Origin of the sequence: Streptomyces sp. XY431 (assembly GCF_001279805.1) — a bacterium.
In the GTDB taxonomy this organism is placed as follows: domain Bacteria; phylum Actinomycetota; class Actinomycetes; order Streptomycetales; family Streptomycetaceae; genus Kitasatospora; species Kitasatospora purpeofusca.
Genome location: NZ_LGDO01000512.1, coordinates 1 through 17627, shown reverse-complemented (window position 1 = coordinate 17627; position 17627 = coordinate 1). Strand labels below are relative to the sequence as shown.

Here is a 17627-nt window from a genome sequence, read left to right as displayed (position 1 = left end):
TAATTTCCACCTACCTAAAACCCCATACTTGGGACAGATTTTGGACCGCTTGTCCAAGACCGGGCGATCTTCCCGTGGGTTTTCGCCTGTGTGTCTCCTGACTACCTTCGATTCCATAGCTATACATGTGGCCATGACTCGAACGACAGAGCGCAAGGCGCGCCCGCAGGTCGAACTCCGCTTTGGTGGCTTGCACTTGACCATTGATCGGGTGCCCGTTTGGTTGGTCACGTTCGTGACTGCCGGAGGTGGAAGCCTGGTCGCGTGGTGGACCCAGCGATGACCAGGTCAGAACGACGGGCTCTTCGCCTGGAAGTCCCGCCGGGTCTTCGCCGCATGGCAGGCCAGGCAGAGGAGTTGGACGTTCTCGACCACGTCCTCCCCGCCGTGAGCGATGGGGAGGACGTGGTCGACCTCCAACCCGGAGGCGAGGTGCGATATGCCGCAACGGGCGCACACGCCACCGCCGTTGGCCCTCACCGTGCGGCGCATGTCCGCCGCCGCGTCATAGCGTCGGGCGACTTCCCGCCACCGCTGGAACCGGGCCTTGAACGGCCCGCTCGCAGCGAACGCCCGATGGTGGCCGTCGCACCGACCGCAGAGGGTCGCCGTGCCGGAACATTCGATGCAGCGCACGGCGCCCCCCGTCATCGTCCCGGCCGTGAACGTTGGTGATAGCCGGACGGCCGCACTTGACTGGCAGGGCCGTCGTACGCGAGTCACCGTGTGTATACGGAATTCTCCGCACATCGAAAGGCCCTCATCGTGCGTATCAGAACCCTGCTGGCCACCCTCGCCCTGGCCGCCACCGCCGTACCCGCCGTCGCTCTCGGCGCCGGAACGGCCCAGGCCGCGCCGCTTCTCTGCGGAACGCTCCCGGCGGACTACATCGGGCACACGTATTTCGTTGTCACCCAGGGAAGAGCGAACAACCCCGGTTTCTCGGCGACGTTCGACAGCGATGGCACACTGCGGAGCCGTGGACTCGTCGCGGGCCGCTGGTCATCAAGCGTGGCTCAGCTCAGCGTATCGGCGCTGCTTGCCGATGCTGTGAGCACCTTCCGGGGCTGCGATGGAAGCCTGACCACCCCAGGCTTCGTGAGCCTCCTCGGCAAAGACCTGCAGAGCGGCGACACGCTAGTACTGACTCTCACGCTGGTGAGCTAACACCCGCTCCTGGGGCGCCGGGTGGCCCGGTGCCCCTTGACGGCTTCGGTCGCCCTCCGCGGATCGCCCTTGACGAACGTCAACACGTACTGGTGGATGCGCCCGAACTTCCGCGACCGGTTCCACTGCGCCGGCAGACGCATCGCCATCGTGCCGATGGTGTTCATCAGGATGCCGTCGTTGTAGAGGCGGGCACCGGCAACGCTCGTGGGCGGCGATCGTGTGCTGAACGAGGCCCCGGATCATCCCGGCCCTGTCCCGCACCTCACCGACCACCCAGGTCGAGAACCGGTCGTCGGCCAGGCACCGCACCGACTCGGCGATGATCGCCTCGTATGCCACCGCGAAGTCGTCCCGGGACATCGCCGACAGGTCGGCGGAGAGGGGGAGATCACCCAACGGACGCACGGAACAACGCTATTGGCGTTCACGCTGGTCATCCGTGAAGCTGTTCGTTCCTGGCCTCGTTGGGCGTCATGTCGGCTGGGATCTCGAACGACGAGATCACCTCGCCCCGGCGGCGTTCCAGCAATTCGATGTTACGGAGCTTGATCCGGTCCGGGCTCCCGTAGTGGTTGCTGCTGAGGATCTCCCGCTGCCAGACGGGCGGGTCTGCGGTGAGTTCCTTCTCGCTCAGCGTCGCCCAGCGGCCCGTGGTTACCGGGTCATTGAGGCCGAGCAGGTAGCGGAGAGCCTCGAACCCGGCCCAGGCGTCCGAGTAGCTCTGCGCGTGGTGGCTGGTCAGAGACGGCGGACGAGTCCGCCCGGGTCCCGCGAGACCGAGCTTCGCCGTCACCTCGCCCAAGGCTTCGCTGGTATTCACCCAGCCCGTGAAGACATCCTCCGCCTCCTTGACTGCGGCGCGCGCCCGGTCCTGACCCCCCTCGAACTTCTGCATGAGCTTGGTGCGCCATGCGGCGAGGACCTCCTTGTCCTCGGCCATCCCGTTGTAGCGGCGCCGGATTGAATGGAGTTGCTCTGCAGCTACCTGGATCTCCAGGACGGCGTCCTGCCGGCGGGCCCGGACGTCCATCGGCTTGAACGACGCCTTGGGCTTCGGGCCGCCACTGGCGTGCATCCGGTGTTCGTTCAGTCAGGCATGGACTACCTTGCGCGCCTCCGCAGTGATGAGCGGGAACGCATCCATGAGGTCAATGACCCTGCAGTAAGCGTCCTGGACGTCCTGCCATGCGTCGGCGACCACCTCTGGCACTGATCCGTCGTGCCACGGATCACTGGCGACGAGAGAACCCATGCCGCCCCGAATTCGCGTGACCTCCTTGTCGAGGTCATCATCCTGGCTGTTCAACAAAAGAGCCCTCCGGTCGAGTACGGGCCGCCGAGGACGGTGGCCTGCGGGTCCTGTCCCGCACTGGGGGGCGCATGGGTAGAGCGGGGTGGGACGGCGGAACGCCGGGGTGTTGAAGTGTCGAAGTGATGATGACGCCGGGTTAACCCCCTAAGAAATGTGATCTATACCGGGGGACGGGTGCACTTCTACACAACTACACAAACCGCAGGTCAGGACCGGTGCGGTCGTCCTGCTGCTGTGTAGGCGGGTAACGGGCAGGGAGTCCTAACCTCTCCCGGCGTTACCTATTCGTGACCCATTACCGATGGAGGACCCTCGCAGTCCCGACACCGCCGGTCGACGGGGGCGGTAGGTGTCTTCGGGGCCCGCCTACGTCTCAACCGGGGAATACAGGCATGGAACAGGCATGGAAACGGCCCACCACCGGCTGTCCGGGTGGTGGGCCGTTAGGCGGTTGGCTTGTTAGGCGCCGAGCATCTTTCGCTCAGTGGCGGTGAGCGGGCGGATCCGCTTGCTTCGCTCCTTCAGAATCTCGGGCCCGAACTGAACCGGCGTGACTCCGTCCTCTTGGACCACCAACTCGCCCTTGAACATTCGCCACCCCCGCAGGACTACGCCCCGCAGCAACGTGCGCCACTGGGTACGTCCAATGGGAAGGTCCCGGGACGTGTTGGCGAGGTTGCCACCGGCCAACAGCTCCCCGACAGCCTTGAGCACGAGGGGAACCATGTCGCTGTCGGCGTCGAGGTACGCCGGGGCCTTCGGGTGTTCACGGACCACCTTGAACGGGAACGGCGCGAACCCACTGATCCACCGACCCTGCTCCCGTCGCTCCTGGTGGGCAGCGAGGATGCGTTCCGTCATCATCTGCCGCTCCCACTCGGCGAGCGCCACGAGGATGAGGGCAATGAGTCGGCCGCCGGGCGTGGCCGTGTTGAGCGACCCATCGGCGGTGGCAAGGATCACACGTCGGTCCGGCGTCTCGGCCCAGGCGACCAGGTTAAGGAACTCACGAACGCTACGGCTGTACCTGTCCAGCTTCCACGCCCAGACGTGGGTGGGCCGGTAGGCCATGAGGGACGACATACCGTCCCGGTCGGAGAGCGGGGTCGCACCGCTCACACCGTCGTCGATAAACACCTCCGCCCTCTCCGGGTCGTGCCCGGCGGCACGGATGGAGTCCTTACAGGCCCGGAGCTGTACGTCGAGGGCGGTGGAGGCGTCGTCGGAGCGGGACAGCCGGAGGCTGATTGCGATCCGGACCTCGGGTTGAAACGTGGCCGGGAGGACGGTGGTCTGCATGGTGGTGGTGGAGGAGGGCAAGGGTCTTCCCCTACGTACGGGGCGTGCCTCCGGGGCGCGTGTCCCGAGGGGGACACAGTTCGCGCGAGCACCAGCGCGGTTGGGGGCGGCACTTGCGGCAGCGCGACTCCGGCCATCTGAGCTTCACGGACCTGCCGCACGCGGCCGGCCCGGGGCACCTGGCCGAGCACGCGCCGCCGGAGGTCTACGCCCAACTGTTCGGCACCATCGCACCGGAGCGCGCGACCGAGCTGGCGCGGACGTATGTGCGCGCGTACTTCGACCGGTTCCTGCGCGGGCGCCCCTCGCCGCTGCTGAACGTGCCCTCGCCGCGCCACCCGGAGATCTCGTTCGTCTGGAGCCGCGGCTGAGGAGGGGATCCGGCCACCGACGCACCGCAGCCGCCGACATCCCGACCCCTCGGGGGCGCCCGGCGACCCCGGGAATGCCGGGCACCCCTGCGCTGCCCGGCGGCCCCGGGCCCGCTCCGCGCTATCCGGCGGCCTCGGGGTCGCGGCCGAAGAACCCGGCGAGCCGGTCGTACACCGGCGCGTCCTCGGCGACCGCGACCTCCGGGCCGAAGGCGTGCTGCTCCTCCTCGCTCCCCCGGTACTCGGGCCGCAGCGCGCCGCGCGCCCAGGCCAGCGCCGCCCGCCCGACCTCCTGGTCCAGCCCGGCGGTGGACTGGCCGGTGGCCCGGGCGAGGTCCCATCCGTGCGCGGCGAACTCGGCGATCTGCTGGTCCACCGGGAAGCGGGCCGGCAGTTCCCCGACGCCGGGGATCTCGATGACGCCGCCGAGGTCGCCCGCCCCGCGCCAGGCGGCCACCAGGCGCTCCGCGCCGGCCTCGAAGCGGTGCAGCCAGTCGTCCTCGACCCGGTCGAAGGGCTCCGACCAGTCGGGCGTGCCGCCCTCCGCCCGGACGGTGAACTGCCGCAGGTCGTTCAGCAGGTGACTGATCAGCTGGCCGACGTCCCAGGAACGGCAGGGGGTCGGGTGGCCGGCGAGTTCGGTGCCGATGCCGTCGATCAGGCCGGCGGTCTGCGCCAGCGCGCGGGCGAGCAGCTCGATCGGGTCTTCCGCTCCGGTCATGACGCACCTCTCCGTCGGCGGGGCCGCTCCGGCCCCTCGCGCGGGACCCGTGCGCCGGCGCGCGGCCGGTCGGACGCGCGCCCGCACACGTGGTCGGACCGGCCGATCGTAAACGCGGGCACCGACAACCGGCCCGGAGCAACACCCCGGGCCGGTCGTCGGCGTGTCAGGCCGGAGGGTCAGCCGGCGAAGCCGCCGTCCACGGCGATCTCGGCGCCGGTGATGTACCGGCCCTCCGCACCGGCCAGGTGCGCGATCGTGGCGGCGACGTCGGAGGGCCGGCCGAAGCCGCCGACCGCGGTGAAGCCGGACTGGAAGTCGGCGCCCGGGCCGTCCGCCGGGTTCAGCTCGGTGTCGATCGGGCCGGGGTGGATCACATTGACGGTGATCCCGCGCGGGCCCAGCTCGCGGGCCAGCGACTTGGTGAGCCCGATCATCGCGGCCTTGCTGGTGGCGTAGAGGCTGCCGCCCCCGAAGGCGGCGCGCTTGGCCATGCAGCTGCCGATGGTGACGATCCGCCCGCCCTCGGTCAGATGGGCCACGGCCGCCTGGGCGAACAGGTACGGCGCCCGGACGTTGACCTCCAGCACCCGGTCGACGTCGGCGAGGCCGGTCTCCTCGATCGGGCCCATGTGGCCCACCCCGGCGTTGTTGACCAGGATGTCGAGGCGGCCGAAGCGCTCGGCCACCGCCTCGACCACGGCGCGGACCTCCTCCGGGTCGGCGCTGTCGGCCCGGACCGCCCAGCCGCGCCGGCCCATCGCGGTGATCTTGGCCGCGACGGCCTCGGCCCGCTCGGCACTGCCCAGGTAGGTCACCACCACATCGGCGCCGTCCTCGGCGAGCCGCAGGGCCACCGCCTCGCCGATCCCCCGGCTGCCGCCGGTCACCAGAGCCACCTTGCCGTCGAGCGCCGCGATACCGGTCGTGATCGTCATCTCGTCAGAACTCCTTGTGTCGTTCGTGGACATGACTCGATCCTCGGCCGTGGCGGCCCGGGAGTCCGGCGGTATTCGGACCTCGCGTTCAACGTTCAACTACCACCGGCGTGCCCCGATCCGCGCGCCCCCCCGACTCGCACGCCCCGGCTCGCGCGCGCCGTACGCCGGGTCCGCCCCGCTCCCGACACGCCGAACGGCCGCCCCGGGGGCAGGGCGGCCGTTCGGTCCACCGGGGTGCGGGCCCGGTGGGGCGGGGTCAGAAGGACAGGGTCTGACCCGGGAAAATGAGGTTCGGGTTGGCACCGATCGCCTTGACGTTCCGGGCGTGCAGGCCGGCCGTGTCGAGGCCGAACTTGGCGGCGATGCCGCTCAGCGTGTCGCCGCTCTTGACGACGTAGCCGCCGCCGGTGAAGCCCTTCTCGGGCGCGGCGGGCCCAGCGGCGGGCGCGGCGGCGGGCGCGGCGGGCTTCGCGGCGCCCTGCGGCGGGGTCTGCGCCGGGGCCTTGCGGGCGGGCGACTTCTGGCTCTGGGCGGGGGCCTGGTCCGCCTTGGCCGGCTGCTGCTTGGCCGGCTGCTGCTTGGCCGGCTGCGGCGCCTTGGGCTCCGGGTCGGGCGTGTCGGCGACGGCGGCGGGCGCACCGCCGCGGCTCAGGCCCGCCTTGGCGGAGCAGACCGGCCAGGCGCCGGGGCCCTGCGAGGCGAGGACCTTCTCGGCGACGGCGATCTGCTGCGCCCTGCTCGCCTGGTTGGCCTGCGGGGCGTAGGCGGAGCCGCCGTACGCCCGCCAGGTCGAGGGGGTGAACTGCAGTCCGCCGAAGAAGCCGTTGCCGGTGCTGATGCTCCAGTTGCCACCGCTCTCGCACTGGGCGACGGCGTCCCAGGCGGAGGCGGGGGCGGCAGCGGCCGAGGTGGCCGTGACGAGGCCGGCCACCGGCAGGGCCGCGACAGCGGCGCCCGCCACCACGGCCATCCGAACGCGGTTGCGCTTGGTGGCGGTGGTGGTGGCAGCGGCGGTCTCGTGACGGGGATTCATGGAAGTCCTTTCGGCAGGCCCCGGGCAGGCATGCGGAACCAGGCCCCTGCCGGGGCCGGGTGTCGCTCCCTCACTCGATGGGCGGCCGCGCACGTGTCCGACGTGCCGTGCCGCCCCGGCCACCCTCCGCTCGCCGACTGCCTGTTGAGGCCGGTCGCGTCGACGGCCACCGCCCTGGTGCCGATGGTCGGTCGGCGGGCCGTGGGTCGGGGGTGAACCCGGGTGGTGCTCGTTGCACCGCCAAAGAAGCTACGGGCGCTACCGGGCCGCATCAAGCAATTCTTGGTCGTCCCAGGTCAGTCGACTGTTACCGGCGGTATTGATCATGAAACCGACCCGGAAACGACCGACTTTGACCGCATTCCCCGGCCCAAACGGTCGATTTCCGTGCGCTCGCTCACATCGGGTCGGCCGAAAGTCCGGGCGCTTTATCGACTTACCGTCACCGATGACTGACGCGCCGTCACCTCGCCGACCGGAGTTCCCGGTTCCATCGACCGCCGAGGTGGTGTTCGCCACTGCAACTACCCAGCGTGAGCGGAAAGTCACTCGGCGCATGGCACACGACCCGTCCTTGCACGCACCGACCGGCCGACGTTGCGTCACTGCGACGACCCGTCAGCACCCCTCAGCCGACGCCGCCCAGCCCCGCGTCCCGGGCCAGCAGCGCCGCCTGCACCCGGTTCTCGTACCCCAGCTTGGCCAGGATCCGGCTGACGTACGTCTTCACCGTCGCCTCGCTCATATGGATCCGGGCCCCGGCGTCCGCGTTGGACAGCCCCTCGCCCAGCAGCGCCAGCACCTCCAGCTCGCGCTCGGTCAGCACCTCCAGCCGCTGCCGGGCCCGGGCACCGCGCGCCGCGACCGGCCCCGCCGGCCCGCCCGCCAGCGAGTCGACGATGTGCCGGGTCGCGGCGGGCGACAGGAAGGCGTGCCCGGTGGCGGCCGCCCGGACGGCCTGGATCAGCTCGGCCGGCGCGGTGTCCTTCAACAGGAAGCCGGCGCCACCGTCGCTCACGGCGCGCAGCACGTTGTCGCGCTCCCCGAAGGTGGTGAGGATCAGCGCCCGCGCGCCGGGTGCGACCCTCGGCAGCTCGGCGAGCGCCGACAGGCCGTCCAGCACCGGCATCTGAATGTCCAGCAGGACGACGTCCACCCGGTGCGCGCGGGCCAGTTCCAGCGCCTGCCGACCGTCGGCGGCCTCGGCCACCACGTCGATGTCGTCGGCGGAGGACAGGATCATCCTGATCCCGGCCCGGATGAGCGGCTCGTCATCGGCGACGAGGACTCGGATCACTGCTGGTCATCCCCTTGGTACTGGTCCGGACGGTGCGGCGGCGGACCGGCCGGTGCCCCGCGGACCATCCTGGCATCCCCGTCGCTCACTGCTTCACCCGGTAGTGCTGCTTCTCGACCAGCACCCCGTCCTTGAAGCAGAAGCGGACGACGGCGTCCTCGCCCCAGGCGGTCCCCCCGTTGTCGTCGGAGAGGAAGCGGACACAGTCCGCCCCGGCCGGTGGCGTGGGGCCGCTGCCCTCCAGGTTCCGTAGGAAGAAGTCGCTGCCCGGCGGCAGTTGCCGCCGCACCTCCGCCTCCGGGGTGCCGAGCTCCAGACTGTCGTAGACCGACCGCTTCACCGTGGAGTCCTCGGCCGTCCGGACGAAGCCGATCACGCCCCAGACCAGCAGCCCGAGCACGGCCAGCAGCACCGCGGCTCCGCCGACCGCGCAGCCGATCGCCGGGCTGCGGCGCTTCGGCGCCCCGGCCACCGCCCCGGGCACCCCGCCCGGCCCGCCGTCCACCGCCCAGTCCACCGCCCAATCTGTGACCCGGCCCGCAGCCCCGGCCTCCGGACCGGCCGCCGACCCGGCGTCGACGCCCTGGGCCCCGGCGCCCTCCGCGCCCCGGTACGGCAGCACAGCGGCCAGCCGGAACCCGGCCCCCGGGGTCGGACCGGCGTGCACCATGCCGCCGACCAGCCGCGCCCGCTCGCGCAGCCCGGTCAGCCCCTGGCCTCCGCTGACCACCGCCGGGGCGGCGCCACCGGCGCGCACGCCCGCCGGCTCGGGCGCCGCCGGGTTCACCACCTCCACCACCAGCGCGTCCGGCTCGTAGCGCAGCGCCACCGTGATCGGCGCCCCGGGGGCGTGCTTGTGCGCGTTGGTCAGCGCCTCCTGCACCACCCGGTACGCCGCGTGCCCGGCGGACGCGGCCAGCGGACGGCGCTCGCCGTCCCGGACCAGCGAGACCGGGGTACCGGCCGCGCGGGAGGAGTCGACCAGCCCCTCGATCCCGTCCACACCCCCGGTCCCGACGCCACCGGCCCCCGCCGCCCCGGCTCCGATTCCGACCCCGGCTCCGGCCACCGACGGGGACCCCGGCCCCGGCGGGAGCGCCGTCGACTCGTCGTGCAGCACGCCGACCACCTCGCGCAGCTCCCGCATCGCACCGACCGCGGCCAGCCGCAGCACCCCGACCGCCTCGCGCTGCCGGTCGGTCAGGGTCCGGTCGACCTCCAGTGCCCCCGTGTGCACCGAGATCAGGGCCAGCTGGTGGCCCAGGCTGTCGTGCATGTCCTGGGCGATCCGGTGCCGCTCGCGCAGCCGCGCCTGGTGCGCGATCATCGCGTGCTCGCGCACCAGCTGCTCGTTGCGCTCGCGCAGCGCGTCGGTCAGAGCCCGGCGCTGCGCCCGGTACCGGCCCCAGAGCGCGGGCAGCACGGCGAGCAGCAGGTAGCCGCCCAGCGAGAACCCGACGATCAGGTCGACCGGGACCTGCCCGGCGTCCTTCAGCACCCCGAACAGGGTCATCAGCGCCCAGCCGGCGACGAAGGAGCCGGCCAGCACCCCGACCCGGCGGACCCTGGCACCGGCCGACCAGCCGACGCAGACCAGCAGCGGCAGCGTGCCGCCGCCGACACCGCCGGCCAGGGCGGTGAGCACCAGGGCGGTCGCGGGAATTCCCCGGCGCACCAGGAAGAGCAGGGCGGCGGCCGCACTCATCGGCAGGGCCAGCCCGGTGTGGCTGACCAGCTCGATCGGCGCGGCGAGCCCGCCGATCAGCAGCGCACCCACCAGCTCGCGAACCACCAGCCCGCGCCGCCAGGGCCCGGGCAGTGCCGTTCGAACCGCCTTCGACCAGGCTCTCGCTATGACGTCCACCCGTCGAGGCTAGCGAATCGCCCCTGGTCAGCACCGTCACCGTTCGTCGCCGCCGGCTCCGACGAAAGTCGTTCCCGGTCCGCCGCGCCGCACCCAGTGCCCGGGCCCGCACCACCCCCCGGCACCCCCGGGCCCGTGGGCCGGACGCGTCAGCTGAACCCGGTGAGCAGCAGCGCGACATCGTCGACCCGGTGCGTGGAACCGACCTCCCGCAGCACCCGGTCGGCCAGGCCGTCCAGCCCGGCCGCCGCGATCAGCCGGCCGACCTCCGGGCCCGCCAGCGCCGCCCGCAGCCGGTCCACTCCCGCGTCGATCTCCACCGCCGGGTCCTCGACCAGGCCGTCGGTGTACAGGGCGAGCACCGATCCCGGCTCCAGCCGCAGGTCGCTGATCGGGTACACGGCGTGCTGGTCGACGCCGAGCAGCGGCCCGCCCGGCACTTCCAGCGCCTCGGCCCGCCCGTCCGGGTGGCGCAGCACCGGCGGCAGGTGGCCGGCCCGGGCGAGCAGGGCGGTGCCCTCCCCCGGGGTGAGGCGGACCAGGCAGCAGCTGGCGAGCAGTCCGGGATCGAGGTCGAGCAGCAGCTGATTGGTCCTGGCGAGCACCTCGTCCGGCGGGTTGCCGCCGGTGGCGAAGGCCCGCACGGCGCTGCGCAGCTGGCCCATGGTGGCGGCGGCGCCGACGCTGTGGCCCTCGACGTCGCCGATGACCAGGCAGAGGTCCCGCCCGGTGACGATGGCGTCGTACCAGTCGCCGCCGATCTCCATGCCCTGGGTGCCGGGCAGGTAGCGGGCCGCGATCCGGACCCGGTCCAGGCGCGGCAGCCGGTGCGGGAGCAGTGCCTGCTGGAGGCCCCGGGCGAGGGTGAACTCGGCGTCGTACAGCCGGGCGCGTTCCAGGGCCTGGGCGATGAAGCCGGCCAGCGCGGTGAGCAGGCCGCGCTCCTCCAGGGTGAACGGCCGGGGCCGGTCGAAGCCGAGGATGCAGCTGCCGACCGGGTGGCCGGAGGCGATCAGCGGCAGGAACGCCCAGGCGCCCATGTCGTCCAGCGCCAGTCCGGGATAGGCGGCGGCGAGCTGCCCGACGTTCTCGAAGAAGATCGGGGTGCCGGTGCTGAGGGTCTCGGCCCCGGGCACCCGGGCGCCGACCGGGGTGCCCTCGAAGCGGTCGAGGAAGCCGTCGGGGTAGCCGCTCTGCGAGACCAGGTGCAGGTGCTTCTCCCGGATCGTGTAGATGGCGAGCTCCTGTCCGCCGAGGGCCGGGAGGATCTCGTCGGCCACCGCCCGGCAGACCTCGCGGACGGTGACCGCCTCGCTCAGCGCGCTGGCCAGCTGGAGCAGGTGGTACATGACGCCGAGGCCGGTCCAGGTGCCGGGCGGGGCGGGTTCGGCGGCCGGGGCGGCGGCGTCGGGCGGCGGTTCGGCGGCGACCACCCGGCCGGTGACGCCGTGCGCGTCGGGGTAGAGCGAGAAGGCCAGCCAGTGGTCCGGCGGCCGGCGGGCGAGGAAGGCGGTGGGCTGCTGAGAGAGCAGCGCGGCGCGGTAGCGGTTCTCGTACACCGGGTCGGACAGCCAGGGCAGCACCTGCCACGGGTGGTGGCCGACCAGGTCCTCGCGGCGGGCCTGGAGCAGCAGTTCGACGCTGTGGTTGGCGTAGGTGATCCGGCCGTCCGGGTCGAGCGAGAAGACGCCCTCGCGCAGCCGCTCCACGGCGGCGGCCGCGGCGGTGCCGGTACGGGTGTCGAGCACGGCGCCGACCAGGCGCCCGCGGGCCCCGGGGCCGTCGCGGGGCACCCGGGCCCAGAGCTCGACGGGGTAGGGGTGGCCGTCCCGGTCCAGTACCCGCAGCCGTGCGGCGAGCACCCGGCCCCGGTCGAGGGCTCCGCGCACGGCGGCCCGGAACTCCGGCAGGTCGCCGGGGGCGATCCGGGCGGCCAGGCTCTCGGCGCGGCCGTCGAAGTCGCCCGGGGCGAGCCCGAAGATCTCGCAGAACTGGTCGTCGGCGGTGACTTCGCCGAGCGCCACGTCCCAGTCGAAGAGGCCGACCCGGGTGGTCGGCGCGGAGGGCGGGGTGAGTTCGACGACCGTGGTCTCGCCGTTCGGCTCCACCGGGTGGCCGGCCGCCTCCAGCCCGGCCAGTCCCGCGGCCAGCCGGGCGGCGACCGCGCGCACATGGCGGAGCGCGCCCTCGGGCACGCCGTCGTCGGTGGCCGCCCAGAGCACCCCGAGCACCCCGAAGACCTCCTCGCCCACCCGCACCGGGACGCTGGCGGAGGCGAAGTCGTAGGGCAGGCCGACGGCGAGCTGCGGGAAGCGCCGCATGGTGTCCTCGGTGTCGGCGAGCAGGACCGTGCGGCCGGTGCGGTAGCTGACCGCGATCGGCAGCGGACCGGCGGCGGCGATCCGCCGGAACGGGCCGAGCACGGACAGCGGCACGCCGGCGACCGCGCACAGCACCAGCGAGCGGCGGTCGCGGGAGCGCAGGTACACGGTCGCGCCGTGCGCGTCGGTGCCGCCGAGCACCGTCCGGACGGCGGAGGTCAGCAGTGCCTCCCGCTCCCGCGCGGGGCCCCGGCCCGCCGGCCCCAGCGGGTCCTGGGCAGCACCCGTCCCTGGACGGCGCGGGTCGGGGCGCACCGCCCGGGCATCCCCGTCGCTGGGAGGCGGACCGGGCGGGTCCGCCGGAACACCCTGGCGCATCCTCTCTTGCTACGCCGGGCCCCAGGGGCTGTCAAGGCGAACCCCGTCCGCCCCGGCGTGCCCACCGGCCCCGTCGGCGCCACCATCGTGCCCATGACACCCCGCACCCCGGGCCCCGGCCCGACCACCGTGGTCAATCCGAAAGGCCACCGCGACGACCCGGCCTTCGCCGACGGGGGCCGCCCACGGGGGCCGCTCGGGCCGGTGGCTTGGGTATTCTCCGTGGACAGTGCAGCGCGAGGGCTGCCCCGGGGGAAGACGAGTGGCGAAGCATGGGGAGCACACCGGCCGACCGATCGGCGGGCGACGCGTCCTGGCGGTGGGACGGCGAGGACGAGGGCGGGACGACCGCGCCCGCCGACGTGGTGAGCGGTGGTGAGGACGGCGGCGGCGGGCCCCGGCCGAGCCGGCGGCGGCTGCTGATCGGCGCCGGGGTGCTGGCGGCGGGCGCCGCCGTCTGGGGGGTGTCCCGGCGGATGAACGCTTCCCCGACCGAGAAGTCGCAGCCGCAGCCACTGCCCAGCAAACTGTCCGGGGCCGAGCCGCTCTGGGTGTACCGGGGGTCGGAGCCGATGACGCCGGGCCGACTGAGCGGCCGGCTGTTCGCGCCCGCCTATGTGACGGCCAACGGCCTGCGGATCCTCGACGCGGCGACCGGCGCCGTGGTCGGCACCGTCGAGGAGCCGGCGGTCAGGAGCCGGCCGGAGGACTCACCGCTGTTCGTCGGGGCGGGGCTGCTCTTCACCAGCTCGACCGGCCATGTGGACGCCCGCGCGCTGACCGGCCCGGCCGCCGGCTGGAGCCAGCCGCTCCCGCCCGAGCTGGGCGAGCAGATCACGCTCTTCGGCAGCGACGGCGCACAGGTCTACGGCACGGTCGGCCGCCGGGCCGACCCCCGGGGCGCCCTGTTCGCCGTGGACGCCACCGGCCGCGGCCTGCTCTGGTCCCGCCCGCTCGCGGAGCGCGGCGAGAGCGCCGTCACGGTGCTGCCCATCGGCGGCCGGCTCCTCACCTGGGACTCCGACCCGACCGCCGGCATGTCGCTGGTGGACGGCACCACCGGGCGGCGGCTCTGGACCACCGCGGGCTCCGCCCCGGCCTGGTCCATGATGGACGCCCGGCACGTCTACCTGCCGAACTCCGGGGCCGCCGGCGTCCAGGCCCTGCGCCTGGAGGACGGCGCGCCGCGCTGGTCGGTGCGCCCCGGGCCGGGCGAGCAGTGGCGTGCCCTGCCGCCGCTCAGCGACGACTACCGGGTGTACGTGCCGCGCGACAACGGGCTGATCACCGCGCACGAGGCGGGCAGCGGCGAGCAGACCTGGCAGTGCCAGCTGCCGTTCCGGCTGGACCGCCGCTCGCGGCCGCTGCTGCTCAGCTCCGCGCTGCTGGTACCGGGCCCGGCGGCCGCGGGCGTCCTCGCCGTCGAGGCGGAGAACGGCCGACTGTCCACGATCTTCGCCGACACCGGTCCTGGGGTCGACGTGTGGTCGGTCGCCAGCGACGGCACCCGCCTCTACGCGGGCCACGACTCCACCCTGTACTGCCTGGGCCCGCTGCCCGTCCCCTGAACGGTCGGCGCCTTCGACGACGAACGCCGACCCCGCAGGCCCGCTGGCTCCCCGACCGCAGGATGACGCCGTGCCGATTCGCCCGATCTCGCCCGACCGCCTCGTCGAGCTGCTCGCCGACCGCATCGCCGCCCTGCCGGGAGCCGGTGACCGCCGGCTCCGGGTTGCTGTGGACGGCGCCCCCGCCGCCCGCCCCGGGGAGCTGGCGGACGCCCTGGTCGAGCCGCTGCGGCTGCGCGGCCTGCCGACCCTGCGGGTCCCGGCGGCCGGCTTCCTCCGCCCGGCCTCGGTCCGGCTGGAGTACGGCAAGCAGGACGCGGACGCCTACCACGACCTGTGGCTCGACGACGGGGCGCTGCTGCGCGAGGTCCTGGACCCGCTGGAACCGGGCGGCAGCGGCCGGGTGCTCCCGTCACTGCGCGACCCGGTGACCGACCGCGCCACCCGCGCCCCCTACACCGAACTGCCGCCCGGCGGGGTCCTGCTGCTGGACGGCGCACTGCTGCTCGGCCGCTGGCTCCCGCTGGAGCTGACCGTCCACCTGGCTCTCTCCCCCGCCGCCCTGGAACGCCGAACCGCGCCGGAGGAGCGGTGGACCCTTCCCGCCTTCGCCCGCTACGCGGCGGAGACGATTCCGGCCGAAGCTGCCGACCTGACCGTCCGCTTCGACGACCCCCGGCACCCGGCCCTGGTCGAGTCGCCCTGAGGCTTCAGCGGCGGGTGCCCCGCCCGCGCGGGCCCGGGCCTCGGCCCTGCGGGGCCGGGCCGCGCTGGCAGTACGGGCACCAGTACGCCGGGCGGTCCTGCGGAGGGGTGCCGTGCTGGGCCGTCAGGACCAGGGTGCCGCAGCGGGCGCAGGGGCGGCCCGCCCGGTCGTAGACCCAGTGCCCCCGGCCGCGCCGGGTGTCCCCGGTGGTGATGTGGCCGGGGCGCAGCCGGTTGGCGTCCAGCAGCAGGTGGGCGCGGGCCGCCAACCGGTCGAGGTCCGGGAGTTCGCCCACCGGTGTCCACGGGGTGACCCCGGCCAGGTAGCAGAGCTCGTTGGCGTACACATTGCCGATGCCGGCCAGGTTCCGCTGGTCGAGCAGGGCCTCGCCGAGCGGCCGCCCGGGGTCGGCGCGCAGGCGGCGGACGGCCTCGGCCCGGTCCCAGTCCGGCCCCAGCAGGTCGGGTCCGAGGTGGCCGACCACGCGCCGTTCGTCGGTGGTGCGCAGCAGTTCGACGACGGGCAGCCGGTAGCCGACGGCGGTGCCGAGCCCGGTGCCGAGGACGGCGCGGATCTGCGCGGGCGGACCGCCGCTCCAGCGCTCGCCGGGGGCGAACACCGCCCAGCGGCCGTCCATCCGCAGATGGGTGTGGAGGGTGAGGCCGCCTTCGAAGCCGGTACCGCCTTCGAGGCGGGTGAGCAGGTGCTTGCCGCGCGGGACGACCTCCAGCACCCGGCGCCCGGTGAGGACGGCGGTGGCGTGGGCGGGCACGCGCAGTTCGGCGGCGGTCAGCACCTGTCCGGCGAGGACGGCGCGCAGGCGGGCCGCCACGCGGAAGACGGAGTCACCTTCGGGCACGGGTCCATCCTCCCCGCCGCCGCGGTCCGCCGCGCCACCGCCCTCCGGTCACCCGGCGTCGCCCGCCGTGCCGCCGGCCACGCCGTGGCGGACCACGACCACCGGGCAGGTGGCGTGCTCGGTGACGTGCCGGCTGACCGAGCCGAGCAGGGCGCCGGCGAACCCGCCCCGGCCGCGGCTGCCGACCACGAGCAGCGCGGCGGCGCCGGAGGCCTCCAGCAGGGCCTGGGCGGCGTTGCCCGGCAGTACCGATTCGATGACGGGCACCTCGGGCCGCGCGCCGGCGACCTTGGTGACGGCCTCGGAGAGGATCCGGCCGGCCAACTCCTCGGGGTTGAACTCGGGCGAGGGCAGGCTCGCCCCGGCGAAGCCGTAGAACGCCGGGTACTCCCAGGCGGCGACGGCGTGGACGGTGCCACCGACCGTCCGGGCGTAGTCGACCGCCCAGCGCAGGGCCTGCTCCGAGGCGGGCGAGCCGTCCACACCGACGACGATCCGGGGGTTCGCGCTGTTGGCCATGCCGCTGCTCCTTGCTCGACGGGTTCAACGGGTTCGACCTGCCCGTATCCCGCCAAACTTAGATCAACCCGGACATTCGGCCGCCCTTGACCGCGCCGGGGCGCAGACGGCCGCCGGGCCCCGCGAGGTGCCGCCGGAACTGGTACTGGGGGGTGCGCGGGGTCGTCGCCACGCACCCGCCAGCGTCTCGGGGTTCGGCCCGTGCGGGCCGCGGGGGACCGTCAGGCCCGGTAGGCAGCCCAGGAGTTGGCCATCCGGGCGACCTGACCCGCGGTGAACTGGGTCATGCAGGAGTCGTAGGTGTAGTCCATGAAGTTGTGGATCGGGTCGACACCGGTCGTCGTGCAGGTGTCCCGGCCGGCCGGGCACTGGTAGGCCGCGCTCTGCTCGGCCGGGGTGTCGGCCACGTAGTCGCCCTGGCCGGAGCAGCCGCCCTGGAAGGTGTGGTAGAGCCCGAGCCAGTGGCCGACCTCGTGGGTGGCGGTGTCGCCCTCGTTGTAGTTGGCGGCCGAGCCGCCGGGGAACGAGGAGTCGAGGATGACCACACCGTCGTCGGTCGGGTTGGAGCGGTAGGAGCTGGGGAACGTCGCCCAGCCGAGCAGCGACTGGCCGAGCTTGGCGGTGTAGAGGTTGAGGGCGTTGGCCGCACCCTTGCGCAGCTTGGTCTTCATCGCCTTCTCGGCGCTGGAGCCCGGGCTGACGCCGTTGTACCAGGTGGAGTTGTCGGTGTAGTCGGTGGCCACCAGCTGGAACCGGAACTGGCTCGCGGTGTTGCCCGTGCCCTGGCCGCTGTAGGCGGCGTTGAGGACGTCGATCTGCTTGGTGATGGTGGCCGCCGACAACTTGCCGGTGGTGCCCGAGTGGACGACGTGCACGTACACCGGGACGGTCGTGGTGGCGGCCAGTTCGCCGGGCGCGAGCAGGGTGTTGCCCTGGGCGGAGTGCGCCAGCTGGGCCAGCCGGCCCTGGAGGTCGCTGTCCATCGCCTTGGCCTGGGCCTCGGTGACGGCGTTGGGCTCCTGGCCGGTGGGGTGACCGGCGGGCTTGCGGGCGGCGGAGTCCTGGGCCGCTTCGCCGGTGCTGCACTCGGTGGAGGTCGGGGCCTTGGCGGCCGCACTGGCGGTGGTGAACGCGGCCGGGGCCGCGAACTGGGTGAGCCCGAGGGCGGCGGCGACGGCGGCCGCGCCGAGGAATCTGCCGGTGGCACGCGAGGAAACACGGGCGGAACGACGCATCTGCGCTCCTGAGGGGGGTGGTGGGGGACGGGG

General features: G+C 73.5%; 17 protein-coding genes. 4 read left to right on the top strand and 13 right to left on the bottom strand.

Translation table 11 applies throughout. The features are described from left to right. Positions 1-288 precede the first annotated feature (288 nt). On the bottom strand, positions 289-492 hold the full coding sequence (locus ADK60_RS45415) for an HNH endonuclease (RefSeq protein WP_159400744.1): 204 nt from the start codon (positions 490-492) through the stop codon (positions 289-291). A 273-nt stretch (positions 493-765) separates the two neighbouring features. Between ADK60_RS45415 and ADK60_RS37985 the strand changes: the two genes are divergently transcribed. After that, positions 766-1167, top strand: coding sequence for a hypothetical protein (locus ADK60_RS37985; RefSeq protein ID WP_053651376.1), 402 nt, complete (start codon positions 766-768; stop codon positions 1165-1167). A 436-nt stretch (positions 1168-1603) separates the two neighbouring features. Here the strand turns inward: ADK60_RS37985 and ADK60_RS37980 are convergent, their stop codons facing one another. The 3 genes from ADK60_RS37980 to ADK60_RS37970 all read right to left on the bottom strand — a co-directional run bounded on the left by ADK60_RS37980 (position 1604) and on the right by ADK60_RS37970 (position 3781). After that, on the bottom strand, positions 1604-2245 hold the full coding sequence (locus tag ADK60_RS37980) for a hypothetical protein (RefSeq protein ID WP_053651373.1): 642 nt from the start codon (positions 2243-2245) through the stop codon (positions 1604-1606). Between the two features lie 15 nt (positions 2246-2260). Then, positions 2261-2476, bottom strand: a complete 216-nt coding sequence (locus ADK60_RS37975; protein WP_159400743.1) for a hypothetical protein — start codon at positions 2474-2476, stop codon at positions 2261-2263. Between the two features lie 465 nt (positions 2477-2941). Then, complete coding sequence (locus tag ADK60_RS37970; RefSeq protein WP_159400742.1) at positions 2942-3781, bottom strand: recombinase family protein; 840 nt, start codon at positions 3779-3781, stop codon at positions 2942-2944. Positions 3782-3894: 113 nt separating this feature from the next. On the opposite strand from ADK60_RS37970, the gene ADK60_RS37965 reads away from it, so the two are divergent. Beyond that, positions 3895-4152: a hypothetical protein gene (locus ADK60_RS37965; RefSeq protein ID WP_053651368.1), complete on the top strand. Its 258-nt coding sequence runs from the start codon at positions 3895-3897 to the stop codon at positions 4150-4152. A 121-nt stretch (positions 4153-4273) separates the two neighbouring features. Here ADK60_RS37965 and ADK60_RS37960 read toward each other — a convergent pair whose 3' ends face one another. The 6 genes from ADK60_RS37960 to ADK60_RS37935 all read right to left on the bottom strand — a co-directional run bounded on the left by ADK60_RS37960 (position 4274) and on the right by ADK60_RS37935 (position 12644). Next, a complete protein-coding gene (locus ADK60_RS37960) occupies positions 4274-4873 on the bottom strand; it encodes a TIGR03086 family metal-binding protein (RefSeq protein WP_053651366.1) in 600 nt (199 codons plus the stop codon). A 179-nt stretch (positions 4874-5052) separates the two neighbouring features. Beyond that, entirely contained in the window at positions 5053-5811 is a 759-nt protein-coding gene (locus tag ADK60_RS37955; RefSeq protein ID WP_078896994.1) for an SDR family NAD(P)-dependent oxidoreductase, read from the bottom strand. Positions 5812-6070: 259 nt separating this feature from the next. Then, positions 6071-6847 (bottom strand): LysM peptidoglycan-binding domain-containing protein, encoded by a 777-nt coding sequence (locus tag ADK60_RS47960; RefSeq protein WP_053651364.1) that lies wholly within the window; start codon positions 6845-6847, stop codon positions 6071-6073. A 628-nt stretch (positions 6848-7475) separates the two neighbouring features. Then, on the bottom strand, positions 7476-8144 hold the full coding sequence (locus ADK60_RS37945; RefSeq protein WP_053651362.1) for a response regulator: 669 nt from the start codon (positions 8142-8144) through the stop codon (positions 7476-7478). 85 nt (positions 8145-8229) lie between these two features. After that, entirely contained in the window at positions 8230-10008 is a 1779-nt protein-coding gene (locus ADK60_RS37940) for a sensor histidine kinase (protein ID WP_234371463.1), read from the bottom strand. A 149-nt stretch (positions 10009-10157) separates the two neighbouring features. Next, a complete protein-coding gene (locus ADK60_RS37935) occupies positions 10158-12644 on the bottom strand; it encodes a SpoIIE family protein phosphatase (protein ID WP_053651358.1) in 2487 nt (828 codons plus the stop codon). Between the two features lie 335 nt (positions 12645-12979). On the opposite strand from ADK60_RS37935, the gene ADK60_RS37930 reads away from it, so the two are divergent. Next, positions 12980-14275: an outer membrane protein assembly factor BamB family protein gene (locus tag ADK60_RS37930; RefSeq protein WP_053651356.1), complete on the top strand. Its 1296-nt coding sequence runs from the start codon at positions 12980-12982 to the stop codon at positions 14273-14275. A 70-nt stretch (positions 14276-14345) separates the two neighbouring features. Then, entirely contained in the window at positions 14346-14981 is a 636-nt protein-coding gene (locus tag ADK60_RS37925; protein WP_053651355.1) for a nucleoside/nucleotide kinase family protein, read from the top strand. 4 nt (positions 14982-14985) lie between these two features. Here the strand turns inward: ADK60_RS37925 and ADK60_RS37920 are convergent, their stop codons facing one another. The 3 genes from ADK60_RS37920 to ADK60_RS37910 form a co-directional block, all read right to left on the bottom strand. Further along, positions 14986-15840, bottom strand: coding sequence for a DNA-formamidopyrimidine glycosylase family protein (locus tag ADK60_RS37920; protein ID WP_053651354.1), 855 nt, complete (start codon positions 15838-15840; stop codon positions 14986-14988). Between the two features lie 48 nt (positions 15841-15888). Further along, positions 15889-16359: a universal stress protein gene (locus ADK60_RS37915; protein ID WP_053651353.1), complete on the bottom strand. Its 471-nt coding sequence runs from the start codon at positions 16357-16359 to the stop codon at positions 15889-15891. Positions 16360-16580: 221 nt separating this feature from the next. Then, entirely contained in the window at positions 16581-17594 is a 1014-nt protein-coding gene (locus tag ADK60_RS37910; protein ID WP_045943227.1) for a zinc metalloprotease, read from the bottom strand. Positions 17595-17627: the final 33 nt, after the last annotated feature.